General features: G+C 74.1%; 18 protein-coding genes. 8 read left to right on the forward strand and 10 right to left on the reverse strand.

What is annotated here, in order from left to right; translation table 11 throughout:
• Positions 1–4 precede the first annotated feature (4 nt).
• Positions 5–556, reverse strand: a complete 552-nt coding sequence (locus tag IMZ35_RS06060) for a TetR/AcrR family transcriptional regulator (protein ID WP_199439921.1) — start codon at positions 554–556, stop codon at positions 5–7.
• Positions 557–716: 160 nt separating this feature from the next.
• Between IMZ35_RS06060 and IMZ35_RS06065 the strand changes: the two genes are divergently transcribed.
• On the forward strand, positions 717–1,838 hold the full coding sequence (locus tag IMZ35_RS06065) for a glycosyltransferase (protein ID WP_199439922.1): 1,122 nt from the start codon (positions 717–719) through the stop codon (positions 1,836–1,838).
• A gap of 166 nt (positions 1,839–2,004) precedes the next feature.
• Here the strand turns inward: IMZ35_RS06065 and IMZ35_RS06070 are convergent, their stop codons facing one another.
• From IMZ35_RS06070 to IMZ35_RS06080, 3 genes are all read right to left on the reverse strand, one after another.
• Entirely contained in the window at positions 2,005–2,337 is a 333-nt protein-coding gene (locus tag IMZ35_RS06070; RefSeq protein WP_199439923.1) for a hydrophobin family protein, read from the reverse strand.
• A 300-nt stretch (positions 2,338–2,637) separates the two neighbouring features.
• Entirely contained in the window at positions 2,638–3,003 is a 366-nt protein-coding gene (locus IMZ35_RS06075) for a helix-turn-helix domain-containing protein (RefSeq protein ID WP_199439924.1), read from the reverse strand.
• A 46-nt stretch (positions 3,004–3,049) separates the two neighbouring features.
• Entirely contained in the window at positions 3,050–4,231 is a 1,182-nt protein-coding gene (locus IMZ35_RS06080; protein ID WP_229370825.1) for a serine hydrolase domain-containing protein, read from the reverse strand.
• Between the two features lie 385 nt (positions 4,232–4,616).
• Here IMZ35_RS06080 and IMZ35_RS06085 point away from each other — a divergent pair, with 385 nt between their 5' ends.
• Together IMZ35_RS06085 and IMZ35_RS06090 are read left to right on the forward strand one after the other, a co-directional pair.
• Positions 4,617–5,036, forward strand: coding sequence for a YciI family protein (locus IMZ35_RS06085; protein WP_199439925.1), 420 nt, complete (start codon positions 4,617–4,619; stop codon positions 5,034–5,036).
• A gap of 15 nt (positions 5,037–5,051) precedes the next feature.
• Complete coding sequence (locus IMZ35_RS06090; protein WP_199439926.1) at positions 5,052–6,338, forward strand: RNA polymerase sigma factor; 1,287 nt, start codon at positions 5,052–5,054, stop codon at positions 6,336–6,338.
• A 167-nt stretch (positions 6,339–6,505) separates the two neighbouring features.
• Here the strand turns inward: IMZ35_RS06090 and IMZ35_RS06095 are convergent, their stop codons facing one another.
• Entirely contained in the window at positions 6,506–7,285 is a 780-nt protein-coding gene (locus IMZ35_RS06095; RefSeq protein ID WP_199439927.1) for an isocitrate lyase/PEP mutase family protein, read from the reverse strand.
• A gap of 91 nt (positions 7,286–7,376) precedes the next feature.
• On the reverse strand, positions 7,377–7,721 hold the full coding sequence (locus IMZ35_RS06100) for an STAS domain-containing protein (RefSeq protein ID WP_307867798.1): 345 nt from the start codon (positions 7,719–7,721) through the stop codon (positions 7,377–7,379).
• A gap of 168 nt (positions 7,722–7,889) precedes the next feature.
• On the opposite strand from IMZ35_RS06100, the gene IMZ35_RS06105 reads away from it, so the two are divergent.
• On the forward strand, positions 7,890–8,633 hold the full coding sequence (locus tag IMZ35_RS06105; protein WP_199439929.1) for a GAF and ANTAR domain-containing protein: 744 nt from the start codon (positions 7,890–7,892) through the stop codon (positions 8,631–8,633).
• Positions 8,634–8,638: 5 nt separating this feature from the next.
• On the opposite strand, the gene IMZ35_RS06110 is transcribed toward IMZ35_RS06105, so the two are convergent.
• Entirely contained in the window at positions 8,639–9,364 is a 726-nt protein-coding gene (locus IMZ35_RS06110) for an alpha/beta fold hydrolase (RefSeq protein ID WP_199439930.1), read from the reverse strand.
• 133 nt (positions 9,365–9,497) lie between these two features.
• Between IMZ35_RS06110 and IMZ35_RS06115 the strand changes: the two genes are divergently transcribed.
• Entirely contained in the window at positions 9,498–10,073 is a 576-nt protein-coding gene (locus tag IMZ35_RS06115) for a TetR/AcrR family transcriptional regulator (RefSeq protein ID WP_199439931.1), read from the forward strand.
• 136 nt (positions 10,074–10,209) lie between these two features.
• On the opposite strand, the gene IMZ35_RS06120 is transcribed toward IMZ35_RS06115, so the two are convergent.
• From IMZ35_RS06120 to paaZ, 3 genes are all read right to left on the reverse strand, one after another.
• Positions 10,210–10,665 carry a DUF4383 domain-containing protein gene (locus IMZ35_RS06120; protein WP_199439932.1) on the reverse strand — a complete coding sequence of 152 codons (456 nt, stop codon included), beginning with the start codon at positions 10,663–10,665 and terminating at the stop codon, positions 10,210–10,212.
• A gap of 97 nt (positions 10,666–10,762) precedes the next feature.
• The gene (locus IMZ35_RS06125) at positions 10,763–12,304 is read right to left on the reverse strand and encodes an FAD-dependent oxidoreductase (RefSeq protein WP_199439933.1); all 1,542 of its coding nucleotides are present in this window, start codon (positions 12,302–12,304) and stop codon (positions 10,763–10,765) included.
• Between the two features lie 85 nt (positions 12,305–12,389).
• Complete coding sequence (gene paaZ / locus IMZ35_RS06130; RefSeq protein ID WP_199439934.1) at positions 12,390–14,420, reverse strand: phenylacetic acid degradation bifunctional protein PaaZ; 2,031 nt, start codon at positions 14,418–14,420, stop codon at positions 12,390–12,392.
• A 192-nt stretch (positions 14,421–14,612) separates the two neighbouring features.
• Between paaZ and paaI the strand changes: the two genes are divergently transcribed.
• The 3 genes from paaI (at position 14,613) to IMZ35_RS06145 (ending at position 16,720) form a co-directional block, all read left to right on the forward strand.
• A complete protein-coding gene (paaI, locus tag IMZ35_RS06135; RefSeq protein ID WP_199440318.1) occupies positions 14,613–15,020 on the forward strand; it encodes a hydroxyphenylacetyl-CoA thioesterase PaaI in 408 nt (135 codons plus the stop codon).
• A gap of 295 nt (positions 15,021–15,315) precedes the next feature.
• Positions 15,316–15,594: a glutaredoxin family protein gene (locus tag IMZ35_RS06140; RefSeq protein ID WP_199439935.1), complete on the forward strand. Its 279-nt coding sequence runs from the start codon at positions 15,316–15,318 to the stop codon at positions 15,592–15,594.
• A gap of 172 nt (positions 15,595–15,766) precedes the next feature.
• Positions 15,767–16,720 (forward strand): SMP-30/gluconolactonase/LRE family protein, encoded by a 954-nt coding sequence (locus IMZ35_RS06145; RefSeq protein ID WP_199440319.1) that lies wholly within the window; start codon positions 15,767–15,769, stop codon positions 16,718–16,720.
• Positions 16,721–16,745: the final 25 nt, after the last annotated feature.

Consider the following 16,745-nt stretch of genomic DNA (forward strand, 5'->3'; position numbering starts at 1 on the left):
CGCCTCATCCGCGCAACGCCGCCACCAGCGCCCGCGCGAACCCGTCGTGGTCCACGGGCGCGTCGACGCCGACGAGGGCCGCGTACCCGACGAGCGCGGCCAGCACCACCTCCGCACGGTCGCGAGCCGACGGGTCGTCGCCGGGCGACTCCTGCGCGATCAGTCCGGCCAGGAGGTCCCGCAGTCCGGCGTGCCGCCCGGCGACGACCGGGGCGAGCCGTTCGTCGAGCGCGGCGTCGGCCCAGATCTGGGACACCAGCCGGGCGTGCGCCCGCCCGTCCTCCCGGCCGGGGTGGACGTTGCCCAGCAACCGGTCGACGGCGGCGACGGGCGTGTCCGCGCCGAACTCCTCGTCCTGTCCGTCCTCGCAGACCGCGAGGACGAGATCGCCCTTGCTGGGGAAGTAGCGGTACACCGACCCCGTGGACAGGCCCGTCGCGGCGACGACGTCGGCCATCGACGTGCGGGCGAAACCCTTCTGGGCGAACAACGTCCGCGCCGCGACGAGGATCTCCCGGCGACGGGCGTCCAGGTACTCGGGTGTGACCTTCGGCAAAGTGAACCAGTCCTCAGTTTTGTGCTACGGTCGTCGTGTCGGGCAGGGCGCGACCACCGGTCGCCGGCCCGTCCACCTTCCCCGAGTGTCGGTCGCGAGTCGTCTCGGCGCAATGCCGTCACCGTCGCGCCCGCACCGGTTCCCACGTCCAGGAGGACGAGTGCGAGTCCTGTTCAGCGCCGTGCCGGCGTTCGGTCACCTGCTGCCTGTCCTGCCCCTCGCACGCGCGGCGCGCGACGCCGGCGCCGACGTCGTGGTGTCGACGCACGACGCGCTCGCGAGCACCGTCGGAGACCTGCCCTTCGTCCCGGCCGGACCGTCCCTCCCGGAGCTGATCGCCGAGAACGCCCGGCGCCACGAGGGCAGGGGCCCGGCGGACCTCACCGACCTCGCGCCGATCGTGGGCATGTTCACCGGCACCAGGATCGACCTGACCCTGGACAGCGCGCTGGCCGTGGCGCGGGAACACCGCCCCGACCTGATCGTCGCCGAGAGCTCCGACTTCGTCGCCACGCTGGTCGCCGCCGCCCTGGGCGTGCCGCGGGTCGCGGTGGGCATCAGCACCGCGCTGCCGCCGCAGCTGGAGGACCTCTTCGCCGAAGCCGTCCAGCGGCGCCTGCGCGAGTCCGGCCTGCCGGACGTGCCGCGGACCGCCCTGGTGGACGTCTGGCCCTCGTGGCTCCAGCCCGACTGGTACGAGGCACCGGCGGACGCCGTCGCGATCCGGCCGGAGGCCCACCACGACGGCACCGGCCGGGCCCTCACCCCGAGCTTCCCCGGACGCGAGCACCTGCCCACGGTCCTGCTCACGCTCGGCACCGTCGTCGACGATCCCGCCCTGCTGGCGACGGCGCTGGCGGAGATCCTGCGGCACGACGTCAACGTGCTGGTCACGGTCGGCCCCGGCGTCGATCCGGCGACTCTCGACGTGCCTCGCGACCGCGTGCACCCCACCCGGTTCGTGCCCCTCGCCCAGCTGCTCGCGACCACCTCGGTGGTGGTCGCCGCGGGCGGGGCCGGCACCGTCCTCGCGGCCCTGACGCGCGGCGTTCCCCTGGTGATCCTGCCGGTCCTGGCCGATCAACCGCTCATCGCGGAACGGGTGGCGTCCTTCGGCGCGGCGGTCGTGCGCGAGGACGTGCGGGAACTGGGCACCGGCGTCGGCCTGGTGCTCGGCGACGAGCGCCACCGCGCCGCGGCGCGCACCGCGGCGGAGCGGCTGAACGCGGTGGCGAGCCCGGCGGCCGTGTGGGACCGTCTCACCACCCTCCTGCGCGCCTGACCGCTCCGTCCTGTCAGGACGGTCCGAACAGCACCTTCCCCTCGTCGAGCAGCTCTCCGGTGCACGCCGTCCGCCAGCGGCGGCGTGGTGGCGGGCGACGCCCCGCTCCGTCGTGACGCGCGCCCGCGCGGGCCCCGAGGGGCGGGACCCGCACGGGCGCGCGAGCTCACGGCTGCTCGTCCTCGCAGGCTCCCTCGCGGACCGGGAGCGAGACGAGGCCGCCGTGGTCGAAGGGACCGCACACGACGACGCCGTCGTCGGGGTGCTCGCCCCTCAGACAGGCGATGCCGACCAGCGAGTCCGGCTCGACGCCCTCCACCCCGAGCAGGTTCAGCAGCGCCACCACGCCCGGATCGTCGAGGGGCTCGGTCTGGTTGCACGTCTGGGTGACGTCCTCGGGCGCGCGCGGGGCACCGCTGTCCGCGGCGGAGGACGCCGCGGGGGCGGTGAGCAGCAGCGCTGCGGCGGCGGGCACGGCCAGGCTGTGAACGAGACGCACGGGAACCATCTCCTCGACGACGTGCGGACGACGCTCCGACTCGCTCCGGCTACCCCGGACGGCCGCTGACCCTCCGCCGTCAGGCCCACTCCACACCTTCGAGTGGTGGTCACTCGACCAGGGTTGGCACGTGACCGTCACCCGGATCGCGCGACGAGCTCCCGGACGTGGCCGATGCGCGTGGTCGTGCGTCCTCCGCCGTCCTCGCGCGGCCAGCCGGGGTCACCGGTGCGGTCGCGGACCCGGCGCCGCGAGCACGTCGAGCCGGTGGGCGACCGTCACCAGCACCACGCACGACGGTCACCTTCCCCGCCTGCAACTGCTGCACGTGCGCTGCTCGGCGATCGGGTGACGCATCTCGTGGGCGGTCGTCGTGCAGGTGCGCACGCGGTGGTCGGCCCACACCGCGGCGAACTCGCGGCTGCGGGCGCTCAGCTCGCCGATCAGGGCGCTGAGCGCGGTGTCGGCGGGGTGCTGCGCGGCGGTGCGGTGCGGGTTTCCGACGACGGCGCGCGCCTTGGCGGGCCAGTCGGCGTACAGCTCGCGGGTGTGCGCGTCGAGGACCTCCGGGGAGGCGTCGGGCGACCGGTCCTGCTCCAGCCGGGTGTGGTGCGAGGTGCTGACCCCGGCGAGCGCCGCCAGCTCCTCCCGGCGCAGGCCGCGCACCCGGCCCCCGCCACGTGTCGTGACGGGGGCCGTGGACGGTTCCGGGTCAGGAGCAGAGCGCGGTGTCCAGCGCCGACTCCAGGTGCCGCACGGCCTGCTCGGTGGCGGGCAGCGCGGTGACCACGACGCTCGCGGCGCGGCCGTCGCCGGTGGCCGCGTTGACGACGGTGTAACCGGGGGTGTTGCCGCCGTGCGACCAGGCGAAGCCGCCGCAGCTGAGCGCGAACGTGGCGAGGCCCAGGCCGTAGCGGGCTCCGCCCACCAGGTCGAAGCCGGGAGCGTCGACGGTGGTCTGCATCTCCTTCAGCTCCTGCGGCCGCAGCAGCTCGCCGCCGACGAGGGCGCTGAAGAAGCGGTTGACGTCGCTCGGGGTGCTCACCAGCGCTCCGGCGGCCCACGCCAGGGACATGTCCTGCTCGGTGACGTCCAGCAGCTCGCCGGACGCCGAGGTGAAGTAGCCCTTCGGGTGCGGGCCGCGGACGACCTGCTCGCCGAGCTGCGGCCAGTACGTGTCGCGGAGCCCGAGGCGGTCGACGATCCGCTCGGTGATCTCCTCGCCGATCGGCCGGCCGGTGACCCGCTGCACGAGCAGACCGGCCACGACGTAGTTGGTGTTGCTGTAGCGCCAGCCGGTCACCGGCTCCTGCCGCAGCGCCAGGTCGAGCAGGTCGCGCGGCTCGAAGTGGGTGTGCTGGACCGACGGGTAGTTCTTCACGAAGTCGCCGCCGACCGCGGCCAGGACGTAGTCGGGCAGGCCGCTGGTGTGCTGGAGCAGCTGGCGGACGGTGATGGTGCGGCCGTCGCCGCCCCTGCCCCTGACCACGTTCGGCAGGTACGTCTCGACCGGCTCGTCGAGCGAGATCTTGCCCTCTCCGACGAGTTGCAGCACGACGGTCGACGTGAACGTCTTGGTGTTGCTGCCGATCCGGACGCGTCCGTCGGCGGGCACCCGCGCGCCGGTCTCCCGGTCGCCGACACCGGCGGTGTGGTTGCGCTTGCGGCCGTCGCGGCCCCGCACGGCGGCGAGCGCGCCGGTGAACCCGTCCTCGCGCACCAGCACCTCCAGGCTGCGCTGCACGGCGTTCCCCCGCTCCGCCCCCGGCGCGGCCCCGGCCGCCGGAACGGCCGCCAGCCCGCCCAGCGCGGTCATCGCGACCACCGCCGCCACCACCCGCCCACGACGCCGGGATGCGGTGCCCCGGACCTGTTCCCCCTGCTGAACGATCATGAGAGCCCCTGCTGTTCGAGCTGATCTGCGGACTCGTCCAGCATGTCGGCACGGGGCCGCGGGTTCGATCCCGCGCGCTGCCGACCGGAGGTACAGCCTGCTGGAACCCGCCCCCACCGGGGAGGGCCCCGCCGGGGGCGGTGCGCGGCCGGACGACGCGCTGAACCCCGGTGACGGTCTGCCGGGGGGGGTGCTGCCGTCGGTGTCGGCCGCTGCGGTGCGCGACGAGTCGGACGTCCTGGTCCTGAGCCCCCCGGCCCGTGGGATCGTGGCTGCCGAAAACCTCTTCGAACCAGATCGGGGGACGTGTCGATCCGCGACGCTCCCGTTCGACCTGTGGACGAGAGGCCCGACGAGGGGCCGGGACGAGCGGGGAGACGACACCGTGAAGTACATGCTGATCATGCGCGCCACCGACGAGGCCTACGCGGCGATGGGCGACGTCGACATGACCGAGATGATCGAGACCATGGGCCGGTTCAACGACGAGCTGATCCGGGCCGGTGTGCTGGTCGCCGCCGAGGGGCTCGACGAGGCCGCGGACGGGGTGGTCGTCGACCACTCCACCGAGCCGCCCGTCGTCACCGACGGTCCGTACGGCGAGACCAAGGAGCTGTTCGGGGGCTTCTACATCCTCAACGTGACGTCGAGGGAGGAGGCCGTCGAGTGGGCCAAGCGGCTGCCCGCCTCCGGACCCGGCTTCAAGACCGAGATCCGCAGGGTCAGCTCGATCGACGAGTTCCCCCAGGACAACGAGTGGATCAAGAGGGAGCGGGCGTGGCGCGAGGCCACCGGCCAGCTCTGAGCGGGGAGACGCGCGATGGCGGACACCACCGGTCGTGAGGCCGTCGCGGCCGTCTGGCGGATCGAGTCCGCGCGGGTCGTCGGCGCGCTCGCGCGGTACACCGGCGACTTCGCGCTGGCCGAGGACCTCGCCCAGGAGGCGCTGGCCGAGGCGCTCGTGACCTGGCCCCGCACCGGCGTGCCCCGCTCACCCGCGGGGTGGTTGCTCACCGTCGGCCGGCGGCGCGCGATCGACGCGTTCCGCCGGCGCTCCGCCCTCGACGAGAGGTACGCCGTCCTCGCCCGCGACCTGGGCGAGGGCGGCGTCGCCTCGGGGAGCGCGCCCGCCGATCCGGCGCGGGACACCGGCGACGTGCTGTGGGACCCGGACCAGATCGACGACGACGTGCTCGCGCTGATGTTCACCGCGTGCCACCCGGTGCTGTCGCGGGAGGCGGGGGTGGCGCTCACCCTGCGGGTGGTCGGCGGTCTGACGAGCGACGAGATCGCCAGGGCGTTCCTCGTCCCCACCGCGACCGTGCAGGCCCGGATCACCAGGGCGAAGAAGACGCTCGGTGCCGCCGGGGTGCCGTTCGCGGTGCCACCGGTCGAGGACAGGGCGGCGAGGCTCGGTCCGGTGCTCAGCGTCGTCTACCTGATCTTCACGGAGGGGTCGTCGGCGAGTTCCGGTGGCGAGCTGATCCGGCTCGACCTCGCGAGCGAGGCGCAGCGCCTCGCCAGGGTGCTCACCCGGCTGGTGCCGAACGAGCCCGAGGTCCTCGGCCTGCTGGCGCTGCTGGAACTGACCGCGGCGCGCTTCCCCGCCCGCACCGGGCCGGACGGCGAACCGGTGCTGCTGGAGCACCAGGACCGCCGCCGGTGGGACCGCGCCGCGATCCAGCGGGGCCGGGCCGCCCTGGCCGGGGCGGAGCGGATCGGCCGGGGGCTGGGCGCCTACGGCTTGCAGGCGGCCATCGCCGAGTGCCACGCCGTCGCGCCGTCGGTCGACGCCACGGACTGGGAGCGCGTCGTGCTCCTCTACGAGGCGCTCGGCGGGCTCGCGCCGTCACCGGTGGTCGACCTCAACCGCGCGGTGGCGGTCTCGATGGCCGCAGGACCGGCCGCGGCGCTGCCGATCGTGGACGAGCTGGTGGCCACCGGCGCGCTGTCGAACACGCACCTGCTGCCGGCCGTTCGCGGGGAGCTGCTGGTGCGCCTCGGACGCGTCGGCGAGGGACGCGCCGAGCTGGAGCGCGCCGCACGGCTGTGCGGCAACGAGCGCGAGCGGACCGTGCTGGAGCGCAAGCTCGCCGACCTCGGCTGAGGACGCGCGGTCCCACCGCACGGGTGCTGTTCCTCCTGGTGCTGCTCGGTCACCTCGCCTCCCGGATCACCGGGCTCCTCGGTCTCGGCCGGTCCAGGGCGCTGGTCGCCGTCGTCGTCGTGGTGATGCAGGTGCGCCACCGCAGAACGAGACCTCTGAAGCACGACCTAGTCGAAGGACCTGGTGGACGCCGGGACCGCGCCGCGTCCCGCGGCGACGTCGGTGGCGAAGTCGGTCAGCGCGGTGAGCGCGACGCGCTGGCTGAACGGCCCGTAGGACACCCTGGCCACCCCGAGCCGCTCCAGCGTCTCCAGGGGCGGGCTGCCCGGCACGCCGATGACGGTCAGCTTGCGCGGCCCGAACGCCTCCACCAGCGCCTCCACCGTCGGTTCGTCGAGCCGCCCCGGCACGAACACCACCGGGGCCCCCGCGTCCAGGAAGGCCCGGCCGCGCTCGATCGCGTCGGCCAGCACGGCGGCCGGGTCGCGGTCACCGGCCAGCAGGAACGCGTCGGTGCGCGCGTTGAGCACGAACGGCACCCCCTCGGCCTCGCCCGCCCTCACGACGGCCTCGACGGCGGCGACGGCCTCGCGCAGCGGCGCCACGCGGTCCTCGACGTTCCCGCCGACGACGCCGACCCCGATGGCCCGGCGGACCGTCTCGCCCGGATCGCCGTACCCGGCCTCCAGGTCGGCGGTGACCGGCAGGTCGACCGCGGCGGCGATCCGGCCGACGGTCTCGATCGCGAGGTCCAGCGGGACCTGCTCGCCGTCGGGGTACCCGAGGGAGGCCGCGACGGAGTGGCTGGCGGTCGCGATCGCCCTCGTGCCGGGAAGCGCGGCGACGGCCTTCGCACTCGCCACGTCCCAGACGTTGACCAGCGTCAGCAGTTCGGGCGCGGTGTGCAGGTCGAGCAGTGCGGTCGCCCGGTCGGCGAGTGGGATCATGCGGTCGACCCTAGAGCCACCGCGCCACCCCGCGGAGCCGGAACTCGACGATCGGGGACGACGACGTCCGCCCGGGCCCGTTCGCGGGTGATCAGCCGCAACCGCGCAGCGCGCGGGTCGCGGCCGGGGAGGAGGGCGCGAGCGTGAGGTGGTCGAGGGCTCCGGTCAGCGCGAGCACCCTCGTCACCAGCCATCCCGGTGACACCAGCACGAGCTCGTGGCCGCGCGCGGTGGTGCGGTGGTGGCACTCCAGCAGGATCGCGACTCCGCCGCAGGACAGGAACTCCAGCTCGGAGAGGTCGATCGCCACGTGACGGGCGGGCAGTTCGCTCAGACGGAGGCCCAGTTCGGGCTCGGTGGACCGGTCGACCTCACCCGCTACCCGCACCAGGACGATCCCACCGGTGTCACTGACACGAACGCTGAGCTGTTGCACGATCCACCGTCCGAGGCGCGCGTCGACTCCAGGAGAGGCCGCGCTGCGGGACCTGCTGCCGACTGTAGGTCATCCCGGCACCGGTTGCCGGTCGGCGCGGGGACTGGCAGGGTCGTCGTGTCGTCGGGTGGTCGTCCGGTACCGCCCCGGTGCGGAGCGTCGAAACGGGTGGCTCGTGTGACCGAGGACGACGGTGCCGAACCGGCGAGCGCGGCCGTCCAGCTCCAGGAACTGCTCCTGGACACCGAGGACGTGGACACCTTCCTGCACCAGGTGGCGCTCCTGGCCTCCGACGGCGTGGTGCCCGGCGCGTCCTGCGGGATCACGCTGCGCCGCGCGGACGGCCCGTTGACGGTGGCCAGCAGCGACGCGCTCGCCGCGCGCGTGGACGAGGTCCAGTACGGGTTCGGGGACGGCCCGTGTCTCACCTGCATGGACACCGGCGAGGTGGTGCTGGTGGTCGACGTGGCCGAGGACGACCGCTGGTCGCCCTACCGGGCGAGGGCGCTGGAGCACGGGGTGCGGTCGTCGCTGGCGGTCCCGCTGGCCGGGCGCGGCCGGTCGACCGGCGCGCTCAACCTGTACTCCCCGCGGCCCTCGGCGTTCAGCGCCGACCACGTGGGGCAGGCCGAGCGCCTGGCGCGACAGACGGCGCTGGCCGTCGCGCTGGCGGTGCGGATGAGCGAGAAGGCCGAGCTGACGGCGAACCTGCGGGCGGCGCTCACGTCCCGCGCCGTCATCGACCAGGCCCTCGGCGTGATCATGGGGCAGAACCGCTGCTCGCCCGAGGAGGCGTTCGACGTGCTGCGCTCCGCCTCGCAGAACCGCAACGTGAAGCTGCGGTCGATGGCGACGGAGATCGTGCAGGCGGTCAGCGGACGCTCCCCGCTGGACGATCCGCGCTTCGTCTGAGCGGATCAGTCGATCTCGAGCAGCAGGTCGGCGAGGTCGTGCGGCACGGTGATCATGCAGTCGTGGCCGCTCACCAGCTCCCACACCCGCGACGGAGCGCCGTTGGGCTGCACCGCGGGGACGGGCCGCCGGCCGAAGCCCTCCGGCTCGGCGCCCACGCAGTGGATGTGCGTCCGCGGGATCGCGTCCGCGGCGGGGTCGTCCAGCCGGACCGGTTCTCGCAGGCACCGCACCGGGTGGTCGGACAGCATCGCGCGCAGGCGGGCGAGGTCCGCCGGGTCGGTGACCCCGAACAGGCCGTGGGGCGGCGGCAGTTCGGGCAGCGGTGGCACCAGCCAGTCGACCTCGGACGTCGCGGCGGCGTCGATCAGGACCTGCGTCACGGGCATGACGTCGACCGCGCTCTCACCGTCCTCGGGAACCATCGCGTCGAGGTGGACCAGGTGCGCGATCCGGTCCGGGACCCGGTGGGCGACCGACGCGACGACCAGTCCTGCGTAGCTGTGCCCCACGAGCACCACGTCGGTGAGGTCCTCCTCGACGATCAACCGGACGACGTCGTCCACGTGGGTGTCGAGTCCCACCTCGCGGCTGAGCAGGTGCGCGCGGTCGCCGTAGCCGGTCAGCGACGGCGCGAACACGCGGTGCCCGGCGGACTCCAGCAGCGGGACGACCCGCTCCCAGCACCGTGCGTCGTGCCAGGCGCCGTGCACCAGCAGATAAGTTGACATGGTCGAGCGTGCTCCTCCGTCGTGAGTGCGACGCGTCGCTCGGTGCGGGACGCCGGTCGGACACCGGAAATAAATGGGACGCTGTCCCGTTTGACGATACGGGACACTGTCCCGCTTAACAAGGGGGTGGCACGTGACCGACGAGAGCACGGTCCGGCCCAAGCGGGCGGACGCCCGGCGCAACCAGGAGAACCTGCTCGAAGCGGCGGCCGCCGTCTTCGTCACCTCGGGGGTGGAGGCGCCGCTGCGCGACATCGCGACCAGGGCGGGCGTCGGGACGGCCACGATCTACCGGCACTTCCCCACGCGGGCGGATCTCATCGTCGCCGTCTACCGGCACCAGGTCGAAGCCCTCGCCGAGGCCGGTCCGGCCCTGCTGGCGGACAGCGCGAGCCCGCACGGGGCGCTGCGACGCTGGCTCGACCTCTTCGTCGACTTCGTGATCACCAAGCAGGGACTCGCCGCCGTGCTCCAGTCCGACGATCCCTGCTTCGACCCCCTGCACGCCTACTTCCTCGACCGCCTCGTACCCGTGTGCACCCGGCTGCTCGACGCCGCGGCCGAGTCCGGCGAGATCCGCTCCGACGTGGACGCCCACGAACTCATGCGCGGCGTCGGGGGCCTCTGCGCGGGCGCGGGCGGCAACTCCCGCTACGACGCGCGTCGACTGGTCGGGTACCTCGTCGCGGGGCTGGGCCGATCACGCTGACGCCCGGCGCACGCCGAGGAGGGGCGGCGCCGGGGTTGGTCGGCACCGCCCCTCCCCACCGACGCCCCGAGGGGATCGCCGGTGATCGCGGGAACGCCCCTTCCCACACCGGGAGAACGTTCCCGCGACCCGTCCGTCAGGCCGTGCGCCGCGCGGCGACGGTCCGGCCGAGGGCCACCCCGAGTCCGATCATGCCGACGGCCAGGAAGAAGTGCAGCCAGTCGTCGGCCGTGTTGACCGGCACGAAGTTCGCCGAGCTGTTCTTGTCGATCAGCAGGCCGTAGATCCACAGCAGGGCGTAGACGACACCGCCCCCGATCAGGTAGTTCTTCGCGCCGGCGTCGGTGCGGGCCAGGAGGAACCCGGCCACGCCGAACAGCAGGTGGACGATGTTGTGCAGGATCGAGACGGCGAAGATGCCCAGCAGCATCGCCTCCGAGTGGTGGCTGGCGAACTGGAGGGTGTCGTAGTTCGTGGTGATGCCTGGCACGAACCCCAGGATCCCCACCAGCAAGAACACCGCGGCGACCGCCAGTGCGGCCGTGCGCAGCGGCGACCGGGTACCGGTCGCCGAGTCGTGAGTTCGAGCCATGAGAGCCTCCGGACGTCGATCGTTGCCGATGACGCACGGCTACCCCTCAGCAGACCCTCAAACCAGCCGAAGGAGTGGATTTGACGCGCGTGACCACTCATTCGTGGACGTCGACCTGCTTCAGCGGCGTCACCGCCGGGCCGTGCAGCACGGAACCGTCGAGTCCGAAGCGGGAACCGTGGCAGGGGCAGTCCCAGGTGCGTTCGGCGTCGTTGAACGCCACCAGACAACCCAGGTGGGTGCACCGGGCGGACACCGCGCACAGCGTGCCGTCCTGCTCCCGGTAGGCGGCGACGGCACGCGTGCCGCTCGTGCGGACCCTGCCCTCCCCCGGTGCCAGGTCGGCGAAGCCGGGTGCGGTGATCGCCGCGAGCTCGTCGCGCAGCGCGTGGGCGCCCACCGAGGCGTTGGCGCGCACCACGCCCGGAACGGACTGCCGCACCGTGAGCCGCTGCGGGTCGTACCGCTTCGCGGCGGCGCCGCTGCTGACGCCGAGCCCGCTGGTGGTGCCGGTGATCAGGTCGTGCAGGAGCAGACCGGCGAGGGTCCCGTTGGTCATGCCCCAGTGGCCGAACCCGGTGGCGACCCACACGCGGTCGGTGCGCGGGTGGTAGCGCCCGACGTACGGCAGGCCGTCGGCCGTGGAGTTGTCGTGGTCGGACCAGCGGTGCGTCACCGCGGTGAGCCCCAGGCGCTCGCGGGCCCACGCCGCGAGGCGCTGGTAGCGCTCCTCGGTGCTGGAGCGGTCGCCCGGCCGGTGCCCCTCGCCGCCGACGATCAGCAGCACCTCGTCCCCGTTCAGCGGTGCGGTGCGGATCGAGTGGCCGTCCTCGCTGCTGTAGTACATCCCCCGCGGTGCTCGCGCGGCGGGCACCGGCCCCGCGACGACCATGTCCTGCTTCGGCTCCAACCGCGCGAAGAACAGGCCGCGGTCGAACACCGGGTAGTGGGTGGCCACGACGACGTGGCGGGCGCGCAGGTCGCCGCGGGTGGTGTGCACGACGCACGGGTCGCCCTCGGTCAGGCCGATCGCGCGGACACCGGTGCACAGGTAGCTCCCGTCGCCCGGCACGGTCGCGGCGAGGCCGAGCAGCCACTTGCGCGGGTGGAACTGCGCCTGGTCCCGCAGCCGGACCGCGCCGCCGACCGGGAACGGCAGGCCGGTGTCGGTGGTGAACTCCGCCGCCAGGCCAGCGAGGACCTCCGCCTCGGCCTCCTCCCGCAACGTCGTGCCCGCCTTCGTCCCCTCGGCGTACAGGACGCTGTCGCGACGGGAGAACTCGCAGTCCACGCCCAGTTCGACGGAACGCCGCTCGATCCAGTTCAGCGCGCGGGTCTGGTCGGCGGCGTACCCGCGGGCGGTGTTCTCGTCGAACGAGCTCGCCAGCGAGCGGTAGAGGGCGCCGTGCTGAGCGGTGATCTTCGCGGTGGTGTGGCCGCTGACGCCCGCGGCGAGCCGACCGGCCTCCACGACCGCGACGCTCAGCCCGCTGCCGCGCAGCAGGTGCGCGGTGGTCAGTCCGGCGATGCCGGCGCCGAGCACCGCCACGTCGACGTCGTCGAGCGAGGCCACCGCCGGGAGTTCCGGGTCCTCCGTGCTGGTCGTCCAGTACGGCGTGTTGTCGCTCTGCGGCCTCACGGCACCTCGTCCCCCCGTGGCGCGACGGCTCCGCGTGGCCGTCCTCCGCCGGGGCGTACCCCGGCGGAGGACGGCCATGCGCGGGTCAGCGGTTCTTCTTCGCCACCAGGGTCAGCACGTCGTACTTGGCCACCGACGCGCCCTCGCCGTTGACGACGTCGGCGTCCCAGCGGACCTCGCCGTAGTCCTGGTCCTCGCGCGGGGTGATCTGCTTCGCGGTGAGGGTCACCGTCAGGGCGTCGCCGGGGAAGGTCGGTGTGAGGAACCGCAGGTTCTCCAGGCCGTAGTTGGCGAGCACCGGACCCGGCTCCGGCGAGACGAACAGACCGGCGGCGAAGGAGACGACGAGGTAGCCGTGCGCGACCCGGCCGCCGAAGAACGGGTTGGCCCGCGCGGCCTCCTCGTCGGTGTGGGCGTAGAAGGTGTCGCCGGTGAACTCGGCGAAGTGCTCCACGTCCTCCGGGGTCACGGTGCGCGGCCCGGCGGTGACGCTGTCGCCGACGCGCAGGTCCTCCAGGTGCTTGCGGAACGGGTGCACCTCGCCGGTGGTGCGGGCCGCGCCGGGCGTCCAGCGGCCGGTGATCGCGGTGAGCACGTCGGGCGAGCCCTGCACGGCGGTGCGCTGCATGTGGTGCAGCACCGCGCGCATCCCGCCCAGCTCCTCGCCGCCGCCGGCGCGGCCGGGACCGCCGTGCACCAGCGCGGGCAGCGGCGAGCCGTGACCGGTGGACTCCTGCGCGTCGGTGCGGTCCAGCACGAGCATCCGGCCGTGCCACGGGGCCGCGCCCAGCACGACGTCGCTGGCGAAAGCCGGGTCCGCGGTGACGATCGAGCCCACGAGGCTGCCGCGGCCGCGCGCGGCCAGCTCCACGGCGTGCTCGGTGGAGGTGTAGGGCACGAGCGTCGCGACCGGGCCGAACGCCTCGACCTCGTGCGGCTGCGGCGAGTCGGCGTCCGCACGCAGCAGCACGGGCGACAGGAACGCGCCGCGCTCGGCGTCCGCGCCGACGACGTTCACCCGGTCGGGGTCGCCGAAGACGGTCTCACCGGCCTCCAGGAGCGCCTTCAAGGAACGGCGGACCTCCTCGCGCTGCTCCAGCCCGGCCAGCGCGCCCATGCGCACCGACTCCTCGGCCGGGTTGCCGATCACGACCTGCGCCAGGCGCGCGGACGCGGCGTCGGCGACGTCGCCCAGCAGCTCGCGAGGGACGAGCGCACGACGGATCGCGGTGCACTTCTGGCCCGCCTTGACCGTCATCTCGGTCACGAGCTGGTCGACGAACAGGTCGAACTCGGGGGTGCCCGCCGTCGCGTCGGGGCCGAGGACCGAGCAGTTCAGCGAGTCGGCCTCGGCGGTGAAGCGCACGGCGTTGCGGACGATCGCCGGGTGGGTGCGCAGGTGCTGCGCGGTGGACGCGGACCCGGTGAAACCGACGAGGTCCTGCTCGGTCAGGTGGTCCAGCAGGTCCCCCGCGCCGCCGCACAGCAGCTGGACGCTGCCCTCGGGCAGCAGGCCGGAGGAGACGATCAGCTCGACGAGGCGGTGGGTCAGGTAGGCGGTCTGCGACGCGGGCTTGATCAGCGACGGAACCCCGGCGAGGAACGCGGGCGCGAACTTCTCCAGCGGGCCCCACACGGGGAAGTTGAAGGCGTTGATCTGCACGGCGACGCCGCGCCGCGACGTGCACACGTGCTGGCCGAGGAACGTGCCGCCGCGGCCGAGCGGTTCCACGGCGCCGTCGACGTGCACGGTGGCGTTGGGCAGTTCGCGCTTGGCCTTGCTGGCGTAGCCGAGCAGGACGCCGATGCCGCCGTCGACGTCCACCAGCGAATCGGTCCTCGTGGCCCCGGTGCGCGCCGACAGCGCGTACAGCTCGGCGCGGTGCTCGCGCAGGTGCGAGCCGAGCGCCTTGAGCAGCGCGGCGCGCTGGTGGAAGGTCAGCTCGCGCAGGGCCGGCCCGCCGACCGCGCGGCCGTGGCGCAGGGCGGCGGCGGTGTCGAGCCCGGCCGAGGAGATGCGGGCGACCTCCTCGCCCGTGACGGCGTCGTGCAGCGGCGTCCCCTCGCCCGAAGGGGTGCGCCAGCCACCGGAGACGTAGCTGCGCAACAGGGTCATCGGGGTCGACCTCCTCGTCGGACCGGTCTGCGTCGACCGGTCGTCCGGTGCCGGATGCTAGCGCGGCCGTTGACACGGGTCGACACCCGCGACTTGACTCGCACGGGATTCACCCGACCGTCCGTTCGGTCGGAGAACCGGATCTGCCGGGGGGAGCGCGGCGTGGACGGCGGCAGCACCGCGGCGCACGCGATGTTCGAGGCCGACGCGGCGTCGCGCGGTCTCGGCATCGAACTCGTGTCGGCGGGCGGGGGCCGTGCCGTCGCCCGGATGGAGATCGGCCCCGCGATGGTCAACGGTCACGGCATCGCCCACGGCGGCTACGTGTTCCTGCTGGCGGACACCGCCTTCGCGCTCGCCTGCAACAGCCACGGCCCGGTCACCGTCGCCGCCGGGGCCGACGTCGAGTTCGTCGCGCCGGCCCGGCTGGGCGACGTGCTGGTCGCGACCGCGCGGGAGCGCGCCCGCTGGGGTCGCAGCGGGATCTACGACGTGACCGTGCACCGCGACGCCCCGGACGGCCCGGACGGCCCGGCCGTCGTCGCCGAGTTCCGCGGCCGCAGCCGCGTGCTGCGCGACCCCGTCCCCCGTCCCCGGTGAGGAGCCCGTGACCACTCCGGCGCGCAGGCTCGGCGACCCACCGGCGGCGGACGAGCTGGACGCCGCGGCACGCCCACGACGACGTCCCCACCTGCCGCGGGAAGTTCGACGGGACCGGCGTCCGCCCCGGCGGCCGCAGCTCGCCGGAGGACCTCGTGCCGGCCGACGCCGCGCCACCGGCCCGCGCCGGACGTGAGCTGTGCGCGCGGCGTCACAGTCCGCGCGCCGTACGCCTCCGGGCAGCTGTGCCAGGCTGGAGGAGTCACACCCGCTCACAGACTGGTTGGTCGTCACGATGACTGCGGACTCCTCGACCGTCGAGGTCGAGTTCTACTGGCGCCCGGGGTGCGGGTTCTGCCTCTCGCTGCGCTCCGCGCTGCGCGGCACGGACCTGACCGTCCGCGAGGTCAACATCTGGGAGGACCCGGAGGCCGCGGCGCGGGTGCGCTCGGTGGCCGACGGCAACGAGGTCGTGCCCACGGTGTTCGTCGGGGACGAGGCCCTGGTGAACCCCAGCGCGAGCGAGGTCGTGGCGGCCCACCGGCGGCAGTCGCCGGACGCCGGGGCGAGCTGACACCCGCTCGGGGGATGGCGCGGGGGCACGACCGGGTTTTGTGTTGACCCGGAGTTCCCGTTCCCGACGTCGGAGGATCCACGTGACCGCGCCCCGGCCGAGCATCGACCCCGTGATCTGGACGCCTCCCGCGGCACCGCCGCGAGCCCGGCGCGGGAGCGGTGACGTGCCGATGCCCGCAGTGCGGCTGCTCGACGTGATCGGCACCGGCCCCGAGGACGTCGTGCTCGACGCGGAGGGCCGGGTGCTCACCGGTGTCGAGGACGGTCGCGTCCTGCGGCTGTCCCCCGAGGGCGACCGCGTCGAGGTGGTGGCCGACACCGGCGGGCGTCCGCTGGGCGTGGAGGTCGACCGCGACGGGACGCTCGTCGTGTCCGACGCCCACCGGGGACTGCTGCGCGTCGACCCCGCCGACGGCGCGGTGACCACGCTCGTCGCCACCGGGGACGACGCCGGTGGCGCCCCGCTGACGCTGTGCGACAACGCGACCGTCGGCGCGGACGGCACGATCTTCTTCAGCGACTCCTCCGGCCGGTTCGCCCTCGAACACTGGCAGGCGGACCTGCTGGAGCACTCCGGCACCGGCCGGTTGCTGCGCCGCGATCCGGACGGGTCGGTCGAGCCCGTGCTGACCGGCCTGCACTTCGCCAACGGCGTGGCCCTGGCCGAGGACGAGTCGTTCGTCGTGGTCGCCGAGACCGGCGCCTACCGGCTGACCCGGCTGTGGCTGACCGGACCGGCCGCAGGCACCACGGGCGTGCTCGTGGACAACCTGCCGGGGTTCCCGGACAACGTCGCCCTCGGCGACGACGGGCTGCTGTGGGTGGCGCTGGCGTCGCCGCGCAACGCGCTGATCGACCGCCTCGCGCCGCGGCACCCGGTGTTGCGCCGAGCGCTGTGGGCGCTGCCGCCGGCCCTGCACCCCGCACCCGCGAACACCGCCTGGGTGCAGGCGTACACCCCGCGGGGAGAGCTGGTCCACGACCTCCAGTCGACCGTCGAGGGCTTCTCGGCGGTCACCGGGGTGCGGGTGCGCGACGGCGCGGTGTGGCTCGGCAGCCTGTACGGCGGCCACGTGGCCACGTTCGCGCCGCCTCCGGCGAGGAACACCGCCGGGCCCGCCTGAACGCGCAGGCGGGCCCGGCGGTGGA

The organism is Umezawaea beigongshangensis, assembly GCF_016464305.1.
GTDB classification, from domain to species: Bacteria; Actinomycetota; Actinomycetes; order Mycobacteriales; family Pseudonocardiaceae; genus Umezawaea_A; species Umezawaea_A beigongshangensis.

Excerpts from the sequence above, each read along its gene's own strand:
- IMZ35_RS06080 (WP_229370825.1), bottom strand. The coding sequence starts at position 4,231 with ATGATCGTTCAGCAGGGGGAACAGGTCCGGGGCACCGCATCCCGGCGT.
- IMZ35_RS06090 (WP_199439926.1), top strand. The coding sequence starts at position 5,052 with ATGGCGGACACCACCGGTCGTGAGGCCGTCGCGGCCGTCTGGCGGATC.
- IMZ35_RS06095 (WP_199439927.1), bottom strand. The coding sequence starts at position 7,285 with ATGATCCCACTCGCCGACCGGGCGACCGCACTGCTCGACCTGCACACC.
- IMZ35_RS06110 (WP_199439930.1), bottom strand. The coding sequence starts at position 9,364 with ATGTCAACTTATCTGCTGGTGCACGGCGCCTGGCACGACGCACGGTGC.
- IMZ35_RS06120 (WP_199439932.1), bottom strand. The coding sequence starts at position 10,665 with ATGGCTCGAACTCACGACTCGGCGACCGGTACCCGGTCGCCGCTGCGC.
- paaZ (WP_199439934.1), bottom strand. The coding sequence starts at position 14,420 with ATGACCCTGTTGCGCAGCTACGTCTCCGGTGGCTGGCGCACCCCTTCG.
- paaI (WP_199440318.1), top strand. The coding sequence starts at position 14,613 with ATGTTCGAGGCCGACGCGGCGTCGCGCGGTCTCGGCATCGAACTCGTG.
- IMZ35_RS06140 (WP_199439935.1), top strand. The coding sequence starts at position 15,316 with ATGACTGCGGACTCCTCGACCGTCGAGGTCGAGTTCTACTGGCGCCCG.
- IMZ35_RS06145 (WP_199440319.1), top strand. The coding sequence starts at position 15,767 with ATGCCCGCAGTGCGGCTGCTCGACGTGATCGGCACCGGCCCCGAGGAC.